Source organism: Microcystis sp. LE18-22.4A, assembly GCF_027531105.1.
Lineage (GTDB): Bacteria > Cyanobacteriota > Cyanobacteriia > Cyanobacteriales > Microcystaceae > Microcystis > Microcystis aeruginosa.
Genome location: NZ_JAPZRB010000346.1, coordinates 1 through 17473 on the forward strand (window position 1 = coordinate 1; position 17473 = coordinate 17473).

12 protein-coding genes are annotated in these 17473 nt (G+C 41.1%); 9 read left to right on the plus strand and 3 right to left on the minus strand.

What is annotated here, in order from left to right:
• Positions 1 to 586 precede the first annotated feature (586 nt).
• From psaA to O9295_RS15355, 6 genes are all read left to right on the plus strand, one after another.
• On the plus strand, positions 587 to 2833 hold the full coding sequence (gene psaA, locus O9295_RS15330; RefSeq protein WP_045362886.1) for a photosystem I core protein PsaA: 2247 nt from the start codon (positions 587 to 589) through the stop codon (positions 2831 to 2833).
• 178 nt (positions 2834 to 3011) lie between these two features.
• The gene (psaB, locus tag O9295_RS15335) at positions 3012 to 5225 is read left to right on the plus strand and encodes a photosystem I core protein PsaB (RefSeq protein ID WP_002732591.1); all 2214 of its coding nucleotides are present in this window, start codon (positions 3012 to 3014) and stop codon (positions 5223 to 5225) included.
• Between the two features lie 54 nt (positions 5226 to 5279).
• Positions 5280 to 5771, plus strand: a complete 492-nt coding sequence (locus tag O9295_RS15340; protein WP_288033690.1) for a DUF29 domain-containing protein — start codon at positions 5280 to 5282, stop codon at positions 5769 to 5771.
• Between the two features lie 93 nt (positions 5772 to 5864).
• On the plus strand, positions 5865 to 8294 hold the full coding sequence (locus O9295_RS15345) for a dynamin family protein (protein ID WP_288033691.1): 2430 nt from the start codon (positions 5865 to 5867) through the stop codon (positions 8292 to 8294).
• A complete protein-coding gene (locus O9295_RS15350; RefSeq protein ID WP_239697991.1) occupies positions 8294 to 8746 on the plus strand; it encodes a hypothetical protein in 453 nt (150 codons plus the stop codon). Before O9295_RS15345 ends, O9295_RS15350 begins: the two co-directional genes overlap by 1 nt.
• 12 nt (positions 8747 to 8758) lie before the next feature.
• Positions 8759 to 11065, plus strand: a complete 2307-nt coding sequence (locus O9295_RS15355; RefSeq protein ID WP_288033692.1) for a dynamin family protein — start codon at positions 8759 to 8761, stop codon at positions 11063 to 11065.
• Between the two features lie 533 nt (positions 11066 to 11598).
• Here the strand turns inward: O9295_RS15355 and O9295_RS15360 are convergent.
• Positions 11599 to 12066, minus strand: a complete 468-nt coding sequence (locus O9295_RS15360) for a hypothetical protein (protein WP_287731241.1) — start codon at positions 12064 to 12066, stop codon at positions 11599 to 11601.
• Entirely contained in the window at positions 12066 to 13382 is a 1317-nt protein-coding gene (locus O9295_RS15365; protein WP_002733337.1) for an AAA family ATPase, read from the minus strand. Before O9295_RS15365 ends, O9295_RS15360 begins: the two co-directional genes overlap by 1 nt.
• Before the next feature lie 730 nt (positions 13383 to 14112).
• Between O9295_RS15365 and O9295_RS15370 the strand changes: the two genes are divergently transcribed.
• From O9295_RS15370 to O9295_RS15380, 3 genes are all read left to right on the plus strand, one after another.
• Positions 14113 to 14463 (plus strand): DUF6883 domain-containing protein, encoded by a 351-nt coding sequence (locus O9295_RS15370; protein ID WP_002791176.1) that lies wholly within the window; start codon positions 14113 to 14115, stop codon positions 14461 to 14463.
• Positions 14460 to 14768: a DUF4926 domain-containing protein gene (locus tag O9295_RS15375; RefSeq protein WP_002732232.1), complete on the plus strand. Its 309-nt coding sequence runs from the start codon at positions 14460 to 14462 to the stop codon at positions 14766 to 14768. The genes O9295_RS15370 and O9295_RS15375 overlap by 4 nt, the downstream gene beginning before the upstream one ends.
• A gap of 391 nt (positions 14769 to 15159) precedes the next feature.
• Positions 15160 to 15624, plus strand: a complete 465-nt coding sequence (locus tag O9295_RS15380; RefSeq protein WP_288033696.1) for a hypothetical protein — start codon at positions 15160 to 15162, stop codon at positions 15622 to 15624.
• Positions 15625 to 15738: 114 nt separating this feature from the next.
• Here the strand turns inward: O9295_RS15380 and O9295_RS15385 are convergent, their stop codons facing one another.
• Positions 15739 to 17442: a DUF262 domain-containing protein gene (locus O9295_RS15385; RefSeq protein WP_002770760.1), complete on the minus strand. Its 1704-nt coding sequence runs from the start codon at positions 17440 to 17442 to the stop codon at positions 15739 to 15741.
• Positions 17443 to 17473 lie beyond the last annotated feature (31 nt).

Sequence of the window (17473 nt, forward strand, 5' to 3'; positions counted from 1 at the left end):
TCAGTCTGTAGAGCGACCATAAGACCAGAACAGAGTAAATCTGTTAAGGCAGGTGCGGAACCCCGCAAGGGAAAGAAGCAGAAACCTAAATCGTGAGGTTTGGGAATCACCGTCCGTTTACGGCGGTGAGGATGTCAATGAATGCTCTGGTGTCAGCAAAAGCGCGAGAAGATGAGGTCATGGCCTCAATTTTACAGAATTGTTTGATTGTTTTTTGAGAATCTATCTATTGAATTTTCTATATGGTCTGGTGGGGGAGAAAAGGGGGAAATCGGCTTCCAGAGCGACAATTGATAAACTTTTGTAAAGAAAAATCACTGGTCTGACCCTGACTAAGACCGTCCATAGCAGAAAATGTCTCTCCTATCAAGGATTGAGAGAATTTTAATTATTGTTAAGCATAACGAACAGACAAGAGAACAAAGACTTATCATCTACTATTGATGCTTTCGACTGGAATCTCACCCAAGAGGAAAGTCAAGCGACATTAACAAAAGGTGGGTCAGATTTCAACTTGCCTTTTTTAGGTTAAAAAATCTATCCTCAAATAAAACGCTAAGTCTATTGTCGAGAGAGGAGAATCCTCATGGCACTCCCCCCCAAAGCGGTAGCTAAAGTGATTGTAGATAAAGACCCAGTACCTACTTCCTTTGAGAAGTGGGGTCAACCGGGGCATTTTGATCGCACTTTAGCCAAAGGACCCAAAACCACTACCTGGATTTGGAACCTACACGCCAACGTCCACGATTTTGATAGTCAAACCAGCGATCTCGAAGATATTTCTCGGAAAATCTTCAGCGCCCACTTCGGACATCTCGCCGTTGTCTTCGTTTGGCTGAGTGGAATGTACTTCCACGGCGCGAAATTTTCTAACTATGAAGCTTGGTTAACCAACCCGCTCGCCATCAAACCCAGCGCCCAAGTGGTCTGGCCGATCGTCGGTCAAGGCATCCTCAACGGCGATGTGGGCGGTGGTTTCCACGGTATTCAGATCACCTCTGGTCTGTTCTACCTCTGGCGCGCCTCCGGGTTCACCAACAGCTATCAGCTATACTGCACCGCTATCGGTGGTTTAGTTATGGCGGGCCTGATGCTGTTTGCCGGTTGGTTCCATTACCACAAAAGCGCACCGAAACTGGAATGGTTCCAAAACGTGGAATCGATGATGAACCACCACTTGGCGGGTTTACTCGGCTTAGGTTCCCTAGGTTGGGCCGGTCATCAGATTCACGTTTCTTTACCGGTGAACAAACTCCTCGATGCGGGAGTCGCTCCCCAAGACATCCCCTTGCCCCACGAGTTCATTCTCGAACCGAGCAAGATGGCGGACTTATATCCCAGTTTCGCCCAGGGTTTGACCCCCTTCTTTACCCTTAACTGGGGTGCTTACTCGGATTTCCTCACCTTCAAAGGTGGCTTGAACCCCGTGACCGGTGGTCTCTGGCTTTCCGATACCGCTCACCATCACTTGGCGATCGCTGTATTATTCATCATTGCCGGTCATATGTACCGTACCAACTGGGGTATCGGTCACAGCATGAAGGAAATCCTCGAAAACCACAAAGGTCCCTTCACCGGTCAAGGTCACAAAGGACTGTACGAAATCCTGACCACCTCTTGGCACGCTCAGTTAGCGATTAACCTGGCTCTCTTAGGTTCGCTAACCATCATCGTGGCCCACCATATGTACGCCATGCCGCCCTATCCCTATCAGGCGACTGACTACGCCACCCAACTATCCTTGTTTACTCACCACACTTGGATCGGTGGCTTCTTAATCGTCGGTGCGGGAGCGCACGGAGCGATCTTTATGGTACGCGACTACGATCCGGCCAAAAACGTCGATAACCTGCTCGATCGGGTGATCCGTCATCGCGACGCAATTATCTCCCACCTGAACTGGGTATGTATTTTCCTCGGCTTCCATAGCTTCGGTTTATACATTCACAACGACACCATGCGGGCTTTTGGTCGTCCCCAAGATATGTTCTCGGATACGGGAATTCAACTACAACCCATCTTTGCCCAATGGGTACAAAGTCTCCACACCCTAGCCCCCGGCAACACCGCTCCTAACGCTCTCACTACCGCTAGTTATGCTTTCGGTGGCGACGTGGTAGCAGTGGGTGGCAAAGTGGCCATGATGCCGATCACCCTCGGTACTGCCGATTTCCTCGTGCATCACATCCACGCCTTCACCATCCATGTCACCGTGTTGATTCTCCTCAAAGGGGTTCTCTACGCTCGCGGTTCCCGTCTGATTCCCGATAAAGCGAATCTCGGTTTCCGTTTCCCCTGCGATGGTCCCGGTCGCGGCGGTACCTGCCAAGTTTCCGGTTGGGATCACGTCTTCCTCGGCCTGTTCTGGATGTATAACTCCCTCTCGGTCGTAATCTTCCACTTTAGCTGGAAAATGCAGTCCGATGTCTGGGGAACCGTCGCCCCCGATGGCACTGTCACCCACGTTACCCTCGGTAACTTCGCCCAAAGTGCCATCACCATCAACGGTTGGTTACGGGATTTCCTCTGGGCGCAAGCGGCGCAAGTCATTAATTCCTATGGCTCCGCTCTGTCTGCCTACGGAATCATGTTCCTAGCCGGTCACTTCGTCTTCGCGTTTAGCTTGATGTTCCTGTTCAGTGGTCGCGGCTACTGGCAAGAATTAATCGAGTCGATCGTCTGGGCGCACAACAAGTTAAGAGTTGCTCCCGCTATCCAACCTCGCGCCCTGAGCATCATTCAAGGTCGTGCCGTTGGTGTGGCTCACTACCTCTTAGGCGGTATTGTCACCACTTGGGCATTCTTCTTGGCCAGAAGTCTCTCGATTGGCTAAACTTGCCTATAAGGGCTTGCCAGTCCCCCGGGGATTGGCAAGACTAGGCTGAACCAGCGTCGATTGACCGATACCTCTGTAAGCGTTTCCTATTACAGTAGGTGAATTGAAAAAAGGAAATAACCAGCACTCGTGTAAGAGCCTCAGTTATTTAGAGAGGAGAATTTCCTAAACAGCTATGGCAACTAAATTCCCTAAATTTAGCCAAGATCTAGCCCAAGATCCGACCACCCGTCGGATTTGGTACGGGATCGCCACAGCCCACGATTTTGAAAGTCATGATGGCATGACGGAAGAGAATCTCTACCAAAAGATTTTCGCGTCGCACTTCGGCCACATTGCAATCATTTTCCTGTGGACTTCCGGCACTATATTCCACGTCGCTTGGCAAGGTAACTTCGAGCAGTGGATCAAAGATCCCTTAAACATCCGTCCCATCGCCCACGCGATTTGGGATCCCCAGTTCGGTAAAGGCGCTGTAGATGCCTTCACCCAAGCTGGCGCTTCTAACCCTGTTAACATCGCCTATTCCGGGGTTTACCACTGGTTCTACACCATCGGTATGACCTCCAACCAAGACCTATACCAAGGTGCGGTGTTCCTGCTGATTCTCTCGGCGATTTTCCTCTTTGCTGGCTGGTTACACTTACAACCTAAGTTCCGTCCTAGCCTCGCTTGGTTCAAAAACGCTGAATCTCGCCTGAACCACCACCTCGCCGCTCTGTTCGGTGTTAGCTCTCTGGCTTGGACCGGACACCTCGTTCACGTTGCTATCCCCGAATCCCGCGGTCAGCACGTTGGTTGGGACAACTTCCTCTCCACTCCCCCCCACCCGGCGGGTTTACTACCCTTCTTCACCGGTGACTGGAGTGTGTATGCAGAAAACCCCGATACTGCTAACCACATTTTCGGTACTGCCCAAGGCGCGGGAACTGCGATCCTCACCTTCTTAGGTGGTTTCCATCCCCAAACCGAGTCCCTCTGGTTAACCGATATGGCTCACCACCACTTGGCGATCGCTGTGATCTTCATTGTGGCTGGTCATATGTACCGCACCAACTGGGGCATCGGTCACAGCATCAAGGACATCCTTAATGCACACAGACCCCCCAGTGGTAAGTTAGGAGCCGGTCACAAAAATCTTTATGACACGGTTAACAACTCTCTCCACTTCCAACTCGGTTTGGCACTGGCTTCTTTAGGCGTGATCACCTCTCTGGTGGCGCAGCATATGTACGCGCTACCCCCTTATGCCTTTATCGCTAAGGACTACACCACCCAAGCGGCTCTTTATACGCACCACCAATACATCGCTGGTTTCCTAGCGGTGGGTGCTTTCGCTCACGGTGCTATCTTCTTCGTGCGTGACTATGATCCCGAAGCGAACAAAGATAACGTGCTGGCGCGGATGCTGGAGCATAAAGAAGCGATCATCTCTCACCTAAGCTGGGTTTCCCTTTTCTTAGGTTTCCACACCCTCGGCCTCTACGTTCATAACGATGTGGTCGTCGCTTTCGGTACTCCCGAAAAACAAATCCTGATCGAACCTGTGTTCGCTCAATTCGTGCAAGCAGCTTCGGGTAAAACCCTGTACGGCATGAACGTACTGTTGTCTAACCCCGATAGTATCGCTTACACCGCCTATCCCAACTACGGTGATGTTTGGTTACCCGGTTGGTTAGACGCAATCAATAGCGGCACTAACTCCTTATTCTTAACCATCGGTCCTGGCGACTTCCTCGTTCACCATGCGATCGCTCTTGGTTTACACACCACCGTTCTAATCCTGGTTAAAGGTGCTTTAGACGCTCGTGGTTCCAAATTAATGCCCGATAAAAAAGACTTCGGGTATTCCTTCCCTTGCGACGGTCCCGGCCGTGGCGGTACTTGCGACATCTCTGCTTGGGATTCCTTCTACCTAGCCATGTTCTGGATGTTGAACACCTTGGGTTGGTTAACCTTCTACTGGCACTGGAAACACCTCGGTGTCTGGTCGGGTAACGTGGCTCAGTTTAACGAAAACTCCACCTACCTGATGGGCTGGTTCCGCGATTACCTCTGGGCTAACTCGGCTCAGTTAATCAACGGTTACAACCCCTACGGTGTTAATAACCTTTCTGTCTGGGCCTGGATGTTCCTCTTTGGACACCTCGTTTGGGCAACCGGTTTCATGTTCCTGATCTCTTGGCGTGGTTACTGGCAAGAGTTGATCGAAACTATCGTTTGGGCCCACGAACGTACTCCTCTGGCGAACCTCGTTCGTTGGAAAGACAAACCCGTGGCTCTCTCGATCGTTCAGGCTCGTTTGGTTGGTTTAGCTCACTTCACCGTTGGCTATATCTTCACCTACGCCGCCTTCTTGATCGCTTCTACTGCTGGCAAGTTCGGCTAAACCTTGAATTAGGTGACTAAAAAACCCCCCGCCCATTGGTGGGGGGTTTTGTTGATGATTGATCATAAAAACACGGCTCAATCTCAAAAATCTATGCAGGTGGAAGAATTAAAACAGCTTTATGATCAGGACTTTGTTTTGTGGATTGAGCGAACCACCGAACAAATTCGACGCGGGGAGATTAAAAATTTAGATTGGGAACATCTTTTAACGGAGATAGAAGATTTGGGGAGAGAACAAAGAAACCAAGTGGAAAGCTATCTAATTCAAACCGTTAAACATTTATTGATGTATCAGTATTGGCTGACTGAAAAAGGTAATTGTGGCCGGGGATGGGCCGATAAAATCGATAATTTCCGTCTAGAACTAGAAATTTTATTCCAGTCAAAAACCCTCTACAATTATCGGGCTTCTAGGCTAGATATAATTTATGATAAAGCCAAGCGATCGGTGATCAAAAAAACTGGTTTATCTTTGGATACGTTTCCGCAAGTTTGTCCTTATACCTTTGCGGAAATTATAGATTTTGACTTTTTACCAGTTTAGAACACGAGAATTAAAGGCAAGAAAGAAAATTATCGTTATAATGAAGTTGTGGCTTATTCTTGAATCAGCTTATTCTGTCAGCGATAGAGTATTATGGGTCAAAAATCTTACGAAGTTTTCCAAGCAGTGGAAAATAAAGCTAACCTTCTAGTGGGTTATTGGGGTGACTTCAAAACGGAGATTATTCGGCATTTGCCTGAATCCTATCATGGTGAAATCCACGAACTTTCTAGTAACCTAGAGAAAGCTTTAGAAGTGTTAATCAATGAATTGCGCCATCCTACCCTGATTTTAGCGACGACTGGCACGACGAGCAGTGGTAAGAGTACCTTAGTGAATTTCCTCTGTGGTGCTGATATTGTACCAACCGCCGTCAGTGAAATGAGTGCAGGAGCAGTTACGATTGAATATAACCAAGAAAAAGGTTTAATTATTGAAAAAACACCGGGAGCCTTGTGGAAATGTGGTGAATGGAAAAATATTAGCGATGAGGAAATTTATGACCTTTTATATGATGCAATGAGTAGTTATATTGATGCTAGAGAAGAACAACCTAATTTAGCTTGTCCTCAAGCAAATATTTATTATCCTTTCAGACTGGTTAAAGATGAAAGTCTCTTAGAATTGCCTAAAGGGGTTAGAGTTAAGTTATTAGATTTACCCGGATTATCTTATGTCGGAGATGAGAGAAATCTAGCTATTATTAAACAGTGTCGTGAGGCTTTATGTTTAGTGACTTATAATAGTGAAGAAACAGATCCTTACAAAGTTGATAATTTGTTATCAGAAGTTGTTGATCAAGTTAAAGATTTAGGAGGCTCTCCTGCACGAATGCTATTTATTCTCAATAAAATTGATGTTTTTAGAAAAGATCAAAGATGGCCGAGGAGTGAACAGCGTTTTATTGAAAAGACTACCAAGAATATTAAATTAGAATTAACAAAACAACTAAGAGAGTACAATGAAGAGATTGAAAATTTGACAATTATGAAACTCAGTACATGGCCAGCTTTATTGGCTTTGCAAATCCAAGAAAATAAAGAATTAGTTGAAGATATTTTAGAAGAGTTACCTACTATAAAAGATAAATGGTCAGAACACGATCAAAGTAGAATTAATCAACTATTAAGACCCCATGAACAAGCTATTGATCACTTTCAATTCTTAATTAAGAATGCTATTAGAAAAGGAGAATTAGATAATGATCCTAAAAAATGGACTGTCTCTCAACAACAATTAATTGCTAAAGAGTTATTCAAACAATCCTATGCAGAAGAATTTGAAGACAAACTAAGCAAGCACATAGCAGAACATTTTCCTAAATTAGTTATTCCCCAAGCTATAGAAAAATTTAATGTAGCAGCAGGAAATAGTATTGCACAATGGGCAGTACAAACGACCACGGCAATTCTTAACAGTTCAGAAGAAAATTATCAGCAAGAATCTGAATTGTTATCACAAACAAAAGAAAATCTTGATTCTTTTCTCCAAGCTAGTAATGCCAAATTAAGACAGCCTCTAGCAGTTTTTGAAAAATTAGATATTGATACCAAAACAGCCGATAATTTAGTAGCTAGTTTAAGAGAGGCTATCAATGAACTTCAATTTACTCCCCCTTATGACCAAATTCAAGAGAAATTAGTTCCCTTAGTTGAGTGGAGAGAGGCACTAAAGACTGTTATTAACAACGTCTTAGAAGCAGTAGTTAAATCTTTAGATAATGGCAGAGTTGATTTGGACAATATCAACTTTAAAAAAGCCAATATTAATCAGGTTAATATGCTAAAAAACAACTTGTATATCCTGATTCAATTGGGCTATACAGGTTCAGCTGCAAGAAATGGTTTATTAATCACAGCAAAAAGGGATAAAGAGAAATTAAATCTTCAAATAATCAAGAAAGAGTTAAATAATTTATCAATTAATCTAACTATCATATTATCGCAAATATTAAAGAGAGTGTCTGCTCAGGAGATTAACAGAATAGAGGAATCTGTATCTGAATTGTTTAGATTTCATATTAAACATATAGAAAAGGGTGCTGAAGAAAAAGCACCAAATTTTGTTATAAAATTTCCACAATCTGAACTTAATACATTGACTAGAAAACTGGAATTTGACTTTAATTTGGAGTCTGATATTGAAATCAGTTCTGGTACTTACAGAAGTTTTAAACACTGGCTATGGATGAAAAAAAAGGAAAGCATGATTGCAGAAATTCCCAGCCCTGAAACTCTTTTACAGAATTGGATTCATCAATTCCAGCAACAGGGCGAACCTGAAATGTTATGTTTAATGTTTGAATGGCTATTAGAACAGATTGATGATTTAAAAAAAAATGTAGATCATAAAACCAATGATATTTTTAATAGCTATTTAACGAGCCTAGAAAAAGCTCAACAGGAAATAACCACTAACTACGAGGAAACACAAATTATATGGAAACCTATCCAAGAAAGAGCTAAATTTTTAGAACAAAACCTCGCTGAATTAGAAAATTTTGAAAAAGAGGATGTGAATTAGTGAAAGATGTTTTGAATATTGGCAAAAAATTTCGTGAATTTGTATCTTCCATAAAATCTAATACTATAGACAAGGACAAGACTCGTTCTACAAAGCAAGGTAATTCAACAGCTTCTTTATGTCTAGCCGTTCCTGCATCAGAAGTTTATAAGTTGCGGAAAGGGGATCCTCTTAGTAGAGATGATGTTGTAAGATTAATTGATTGTGCCACAGAATTTTTATGTGTGCCAGAGTCTAAAAATATATCTGTGGAGATTATCGACGAAGAACCCTCTTCGGAAAGTCGATTAAAATTCTACGTTAGAATTAATCTCAAAAATGGAGGTAATATCATTGGTAAAGAAACTCAGTATGGAATGAAGCGAGAACTGCCACTTAATGTAACAGGAAAAGTTATACAGATAGGGTTTCTCAAAAATGTCTCTATTCTCAGAAAATTCAACCGTATTTAAGGAGTTAATTTAATGGATTGGAAATCTGCCTCATCCTACTATGAAACCCGTCTCAGTGATGTCTTAAATATCCAACATTTTGCCGTTGACTTAGCCAAACTCCCCCAAGCTGAAATTCCCTCTCAATTAACAGAAATCCTCCTGCAAGAGGCAATACCTGCTAACCGTCAACTCGAAAGACTGAGAAAAAGAGAATTTCGTATCGCTGTGGTTGGCTTAGAAAAGGCAGGAAAAAGTACCTTTATTAACGCATGGTTAGAATGTGATTTACTTCCTGCCAAAGGAGGAAGATGTACCTTTACCACCACTCAAATTTATTCCGTTAAAAGCGAATCTGAACAAAGATTAGAAGTGCAAACCCGCAGCGAAGAACAATTTATTCATCTCCTCAAAGAATTAGAAACCGTTGGCGCAAAAGAAGACTTAAACACCATTAGAGAAAACGAAATCACTCTAAAACAAGTCAGACGAGAAGGTAATTTAGTGATTCCTTTTACTCGACTAGAAGACATCCGAGAACAACTAAAAAAATACGTTGCCGATGAAAAATACGCCCATGCGGTCCTAGAAGCACGACTTTATACTAATAAACTCGCTCAAGCAGAAGGAATCGTCTTTTATGATGTCCCTGGTTCAGATTCTGGGTTAGCCAAGCACGTTGATGAAGCCCAACAAATGTTATCCGACTGTGATGCAGTCATCGTGATTCAGCGTTTTCGCAGTATTAGAGAAGCCGAATTAGAAATTATTAAATTTACAGAACAAGGTGATAAGAATGTCACCATTGCTGATAAATTATTTGTCTTTTTAAGTCATATTGACTCTCTTGGTAGCCCAGAAGCCCTTAAAACTCATATTACAGAAGCCTCTCAGGATTGGTTAAAACGCGCTAATTTACCAGTTAATCGCATTGTTTCTGGTTCAGCAGGAGCTTATTTAATCTTAAATAATCTGGCGGAAGAACATACTCAATTAGAAATCGGACAAGCCAGCAATATTCAAGATAAATTAAAAACTTTAACTGGAATTATAGATGATGAAATGTTAAAAACTCAAGCGACAGGAATCCCTGAAATTAAACAAAAAATCTTTAATTATATTAATACTGAGCGAGTGGCAATTCTCAAGAAACGCTGTGAAGCTTCCATTGATAAAATTGTCAGCACCTCAGAGGACATTCATCATCTTGTCAGTCAAAGATTTCCCGAAAATCCTGAAGAAGCACAACGCTTTGAAGAAGAAAGAAGAAGAATTGATTTTTCAGAATGGTGGCATAGAAAATGGGAACAGATAAAAGCTGATTTACAAAATTTTTATGAAACATCTGTCATTAACAAACCCTTAGAAAAAGTTAATAACGAATCTTCCAGTAGTATCGAAAAATTTAAAGAACGCTATAGACAATTGTTAGCCAGTGAAATGGCAAAATTAAGACAAGAAACTTTAAGAAAAAAAGAAATTATTTTTGACGCAAATTCTTTTCCAGACTTCGACAAGGTAAGAGCTAATTATGCTTGGCGGGATGACTTGTATGGGGATGTTAGAACATTTTTGGCTGCCCTTGCTCGACAATTAGCGGCAGAATTAAAAGATGAAGCCTTAAAATTAGTCGATTATATGTCCTCTTTATTATGGGGAAGTTCTCAAGTAAAAGAACGACTTATTGGTTATTCAGAGCAGGAGTTTTTAACTCGCTTAGAAAATAGTTTATCAGTGTTATTTTTAAGATTTGCTCGTCCCGTTGCTGAAGCATTAATTCGCGGTCCTGTTAACAGTGATACCCGCAGCCAAATTGTCAAATCATTAGGGGCTGATGTGGAACTGATTGATAACTATTATCAAGGAGATGAACCTGCTTTTAGGGTCTTAAAAAAATACGTTAAATATGGTTCTGATTTACTCTTTAACCCTAGTCTTCGTCAACAGGTGTTAGGTGTAACAGAAATTGCCAAAAACGTTATCGGAATGACGGTAGATACAGTTATCGATTTAGCCGACCAATTAACCCCACCCAGAGAGGTTGTTACCTTTGAAGTAACTAATGATATTAACGCTTTTGAAGAATATCTACGCAATGGTATTTTTGAAGCGGCAGGATTTGAGTCCTACTGTATTCAAGAATTAAGAGGATTAGTGGATATTTTTCGAGAAAAAGAAGGAACATGGGCAGGTGTCGCTCAAAACGAATGGTATAAAGAGAATCCTCAGCTTGTAGCAGAATTACCCGCTAATTTGCAATCTCAAGAATTTAATTTAGAAGTTAGTGAACGACTGAGACAATTAGCAATTGCCTTGAAAAGAAATAGTTCCTCTCAGTAGCGTTAGCTATAGCAAAGCACCGCTATTATTGCGACGATGGCGGTGAATTACGGTGATTTGGGGATGTGGATTAAGCTTCGCTAATCTCTACTTATACCTGAACTTTTCTATACATATTATATACCACCATAACCAAAAAACCTTATCCATCAATGGATACACCCATTAACTTTTCTGTATGTACCCATGTTTATTATAATATTTTTTAATATAGCAATTTCCATAGTTGTGAGGTACAGAGTCTTAGGTTTTGAGGTTCCGGTCGTCCGGAGTTAAGATTTTGGTGTACCTCATGAGATTGGGAAACGCTATAAACAAGTGGGGAAAGTTTAGGGGAAAATTCCCTAATCGTAATTCTCCTCGGCAACAATCATGCGTTAGATTTATTCGGGGTTTCCTTAATTTGTACCCAGTAACGGCACATTCAGATACAGCACGGGTTATGGTCTTTTGTCAAGGGGGAAGTCCAATAATTAAATCTCTACCTTTTAAAATACAAATGGACTATTAAAAGTAAATCCGTAGTCAATTACTCATAACTTCGGTGGCCGATTGTAACCTTTAAGGTGTTTGTCCAAAGACCATATATAGACGCGGCGGCCTAGATTTTGATCACAAATTCTTTGCCAATCATGAATGATAGAAAGGTCTCCCAGTCCCCTACCTTGCATCGCTTCATCAGGAAACTCTTTTAACCATCCTTGCAGGTCTTCTTTCTTTAGAAAACTAATGGGGGTAAAGGGAGATTCTCCTTCAAGAGCTTGTGTTACCCAATTGACAAATTTTTCTGCACAAGTGCGTCGCTGATTGCCATCTACCTTTTTGGCCTTGGCAATATGATTGCCAGTTTCCAGAATAGTCGCCATTGGCAAAAAAAGAGATTCTCTAGCTTCAATTTTCTCTTTTAACTCTTGAAATATTAACTCAGATTGACTCGCTTTGTGGGGTACATTAAGTATCTCTAAAAAGATCGAAGTATCGATCAGACAAATAGCTCCCATCAGGCTACTTCTCCCTGTTTTAATTGCTCTAACCAACTTAGCGCGTTTTGTTGACGTTGTTCTGCTGTGGACTTATCCTTTAAGAACTTATCTAATACTTGTTTAGTCATCAACTGACCAAGAGTTCCCTGCACAATTAATTCGGGGAAACGCTCTAAATCAGCTAATCGGACAATACGACTATCTCCTGCTTGCGGATCTCGGTAACAACAAAGTACATTTCCAATATCACTATCGGGTACTGCATCTAGTAACGCTGGGTTATGGGAGGTGATCAGTACCCTCAGTTTTCTTTCTAAGGCGATCTCCCGAATTTGCTTAACTAAATTATCTGCACGACTGGGATGAACACCATTATCGATCTCTTCAATAATTACGAAAGTTCCAGGATTTACACTTAGTAGAGTTGCAGCAATCGCTAAAACTCTCAGAGTACCATCAGACAACAAAGGAGCATCTATCTGATGTTCTTTGTTCCCAAAAGACTCTATTAGTTTCACCATAACATCCTTGCGGTCTGTAATGATAAAGCGAATATCGGTAATATCCTGTTCTGGTAATGAACGAATGAAGTCAAGCAACTTGTTTTTTTGAGTCTCTCCCTGCTGACAAACTGCGTAAAGAACACTAGAAAGGTTAGAGCCATCTTCTTTAATATCATCATCTTTAGCGTAAGCATAATCCCGCATTACTGCTGGACGAGGATCAAGAAAGACGATATTCCTCAAGGTTTCTCGAATTACTTTAGTAACTGCTGGAATAATTTTTTGTGATTTAGTATGACTTTGCTGGAACCGACTGGGAGTTTCCAATTGATAAAAAATGGCTTGTCGGTTAGAGCAAGGTATGTGGGGCTTATTTTTACCTTTGTTAAAATTGTTATACATCACCCTAATTTCATCGGTGTGTGAGTTGGGATCGCCATCAATTTTGTAAAGTGTTAATTCCTGATCTTTACTAGCTTTACTGACACTTTCTCCGATTATAATAAGTTGGTCTGATAATAGCCCAATTTCAATCTCGAAATCAGTCCAACCGTCAGGAGCGTTATCAATGTGTGTTCCCAAGGTAAAATACTGTTTTTCTGCACCGAAAAGATCGATCGCTTGTCCACGAGCAATTGCATTCCCGCTTTGAATGTTGCGTTCAATGTCATCTAACCTGCTGCCTTTCGCTAACCACGAAAGTAAGCGAATTGCTTCTAGTGCATTACTTTTACCTGACGCATTAGCACCGATTAAAAAGGTGATGGGAGCTAGAGACAAGGTTGCCTCCTGATAGCTTTTGAAATTCCGAAGAGTCAGCGATGTTAACATACTTTTCACCCATTAAATCTTGACTGGTGCAGTTTGAGCATTTGTACTAAAAGTTCCAATACCGGCGCAGCTTATAGACTCTAACAAGTACCGAAAACTAGCACCCATAACCTTGAAAACTCAAACTGTAGGGCAGGGCATATCCGAACAGTATAATCTAGGCTTGGGGAGATAAGATCGCTGTTTATTGGCATTAGGGCGGAACCCTTACCCTTACTGCATGGGGCTTCTCAGAAAAAATTGACAAGCCGTTACTGAGTACATTTTCCCCTTGAAAATGGCTGTACCGTTGACTGTATCTAGAGTAGAGCGATTCTGTGGAGTTGGCTTTATAGTGATCGCTAACCTTATGATCACAGATGATGTCATTAATCTCTAGAGTAAGCGATTCCCTCTGTAGCCATGTTTTTGCTGGTTTTCTGCCCCGAAACAAGCTATAATGGTGGAAAGGTCAAATTTGAAAATTTTTGCCTCAAACCCTATCTGCGTAAAGACTTCAGGATTTTGTGTTCAGTAGCTCATTGGTATTATATGGCTTTAACTCAGGCTCTGTAAGACTTTTAGCCATAGCTAGTATTTTTGTACGGGTAAAGTCCAGAGCTAAATGGTTGCCTTTTTTAACTTTTTTATTGATCTCATTAAGCATTTCTACTTATTGCAAGGGTGAGATGCTCCCTTATGAAATATGAAACTAGAGGCAAAGTCAAAATTAATAATCGTCTTAATTCCAATGAAATTAAAAGATATTGTCAACAAAGTCAAAATAGATTCTAGAAAATTAACCCAATATGCTCTCAATTTAGACAATCCAAAAGGATTAAATAAAGCCATCATGTTTCAACGTCACTTAGGATATACTCAAGATAATTATGAGCCACTTCTACAACAAATCGCTAACAAAGCCCTTGAAGCAAAAGCTGTGTATCAAAGTACAGATAAACATGGCAAACGCTATCAAGTTGACCTAGAAATTACAGGAATTGAACCAGGGCAACAAGAAATAGTGAGGACTGGATGGATTGTTGAGCCTGATAGTGATACAGCTAAATTAGTAACTTTATATGTGAGAAAAAGACCATGATTAAACCAGAATTATTTGACCTCGTGGAATTATTAGTTGACTTGCCTGAACATAACTTAATAATGGGAGAACAAGGGACAATTGTTGAAGACTACAATGATGGTTGTTACGAAATTGAATTTAGTAATGATCTAGGGGAAACTATAGCCCTTTGTTCTCTCCCAATGCAGCAATTTATTGTCATCTGGAAAGCTCAGAACAAAACTTGGTTATCTTTAACAGAAAAGCTAACAGCTTTAATCGATAAATTACCCAAAGAAAAGCAACAAAAAGTTTTAGATTTCACCCGCTCTTTGTATCAATAAAATCGGAAAAAAGTAGGCTATTCCAGAATTGTTATGCAAATAATTAACTTAAAATAAAAGCTAAAATTCATATAGGAAAAGACTTAAGGCACAAACAGGTTAATACCAAAAGATAGACAATAGAGTTAAGATTTGATATAATCGCCAAAAACAAGAGTATTTTACCTATGATAGTTGACAAATTTTTGAACCTAAAAGGAACCTCTATTCAAGGCTATCGACACCTAGAAAATATCGGTATAGTTTGACGAATCGAATCAAAAAATAAAAAAGCAGCCTGTCCTCGTTAAGGATTAGTCTAGGGCGTATCGATATTAAAACTCCTGCCAAACCTGGCGAAAGCCTAGTAAAAACACAAGTTTACAAAGCTTGGAGCCGAATAATTCACTGTGTGATAAATCCCAAGTCTAAAGAGTATATACCAGCAATTGAAGTTCATGATTCATGGCGTGATTTTAAGCGGTTCCTACAAGATGCTGGTCATCCCCCTGAAAAAAATATGGTATTTTCTAGGCTAGATAAAAACCAAGGATTTTTTCCAGAAAATTGTGCTTGGCTTACGAGAAGTGAGGCAAGTAGGCTCAATGCCGAACAAACCCAAAAGAAAGGTAAGCTTAGGAAAAACAAAGATAAAAATAATCGGGAAATTATGAATCACAAAGTAAAAAGTTTATCTGATTGTATGGAAATACAACTCGAATTACCTTTAGATCTATCAGTAGGTACAGCAGATAGAATTATTATTGAAGGTATTCAAACTCAAGACCGGAAACCTACGAAAACTTTTTTTCAAACCGCAAAATCTTTACAATTGCAAGGAGAGCCGGATTGGTCGGTTCAAATCGACGCTCGATAATCGGGTTTCCCTCGATCGCTCGAAATCCTGACAGATCGATCGCTTCCTCGTGAAAATTATCCTAGAAATCTATTCCCAAGTAAAAGCGAATCGAGAACATTTTTTAACCCGCTCTCAAACAAAGTCGGATTTCCAAATATGAACCGCTCGTCGGGCTAAACTTTCTTGACGTTTAGCGATCGTGTCCGGTGTCCATTCCTCTGGTACTATATTTCTCGCTAGAGCATAATCGCTTTGTTGGTAAATCTCTTGTTTATCTGTATAGTATTGATTGCCGATTTGACGATTCAAATTAGCTTCTAAAGGAATCAAGTTACCGATCCGATAGGTCATTTCCTCGATCTCGTTATCGAGAAAGTGAACGCGCCATCGATCGCTCGGCGATTCTGGTAGAATATGCTCGATCGAGAATCCATCTTCCGCTATATTAGATCGACCCGATTCGTCCATTTCTAATTTCCAGAGAATATATCGAACCAGTTTTTTCTTTTGACCTCTGGTAGAAATCGAAAGAATCGAAAAATCCTGCACGAACTTAGTATCCGTGACATAAACCGATCGCAAGCCCTCGAAAACTTGCCTCGGAGTCGTCATTTCGCCATTATTTATGGCGATTGCTATCTTATTATAAATCCCTTCTAGCTCATTCGGGTTAAGACTACTGACAATCGTGTATCGAAACGAAATTATACAAACCAATTTTAGTAGGCGGGTGAAGTTCTCGCTTGAAAATTTATTGTATGCCGAGAATAAAACTGGATAGGCTTGTTTTACGCCAAATAGTTCAATTTCTCGAATATAAGGGATATTATCTGGAGTATCTTGCCAGAATTCATCATTGGGATTATTAAGAGCGATAAAAAGACCACTATATTCTTCGAGTTGTTCGAGTAATTTAAACGCGCTTTCAGCGTTTTGTATAGACTCTCGAACCCTTTTAAATAAACGTTCCCGTCTTACTCTCGTCCGCGTGAGGCTGAGATAGTAACGTAGGAACTCGGGGAATTTTTCCATTGTAACGGTATCAATAATTCCTCTCCACTGTCGTTGTCCTTCTCGCAAATCATCCGCCCCTCGGAAAAGAGAAAACAAATAATTTTTTAATAGATCGGTTGAACTTAGCTCTATCCCTCTAGCGTTTAGGGTCTCGAAAACCGTATACGCATTCAATTCATCTTCAACATTAATCTGAATAAATAAGAGTCTTTTGGCAACGGTATCCGTTAAAAAAATTGCCAGTTCTTTTCCACTGTTAACTACGCTTGTAAGCTTTTGCAATGAATCCGAAAAGTATTGAAAAGCTTTCCATAGGAGTTGGTTGGATTTTGCGAGCGATCGAGGATTGCGAGGAGGTCTAAAGTTAATGAGACGACTTTGATAAAAATCATTATTATTTTCATTCAAAATTAATTTACTAGATTCTTTTAAAGAACCCAGATCTTTATTACTCAAATAACCGCTTTTGAGAAGCCGTTGTCGTTCTCTATTCGCTTCCGCTTCTTCCCCCCGATCGATTAACGTTTGAATTTTTTCGATAATCGCTATAGCGAGAATACTAATCGTTACCAATCGTTGTTGTCCGTCAATAATTGTAAAATCCGTATCCGATCGCTGGGAACCCTGTAAAACGATCGCTCCCATGTAATGACTAGAATCGGGGTTTTCATAGAGCGTTTGAATATCCTGCCAGAGATCTTCCCAATTTTCTTCCTTCCACGAATAATCTCTTTGAAAAGGGGGAACTCGGTAGATTTTGCCATTGCCGATGAGATCGCTAAAATTGCTGGTTCGGGTATCTAATAGATGAGTACGGGGCATAGGTTCGATCGGCAGTCAGTTCATCACTTCT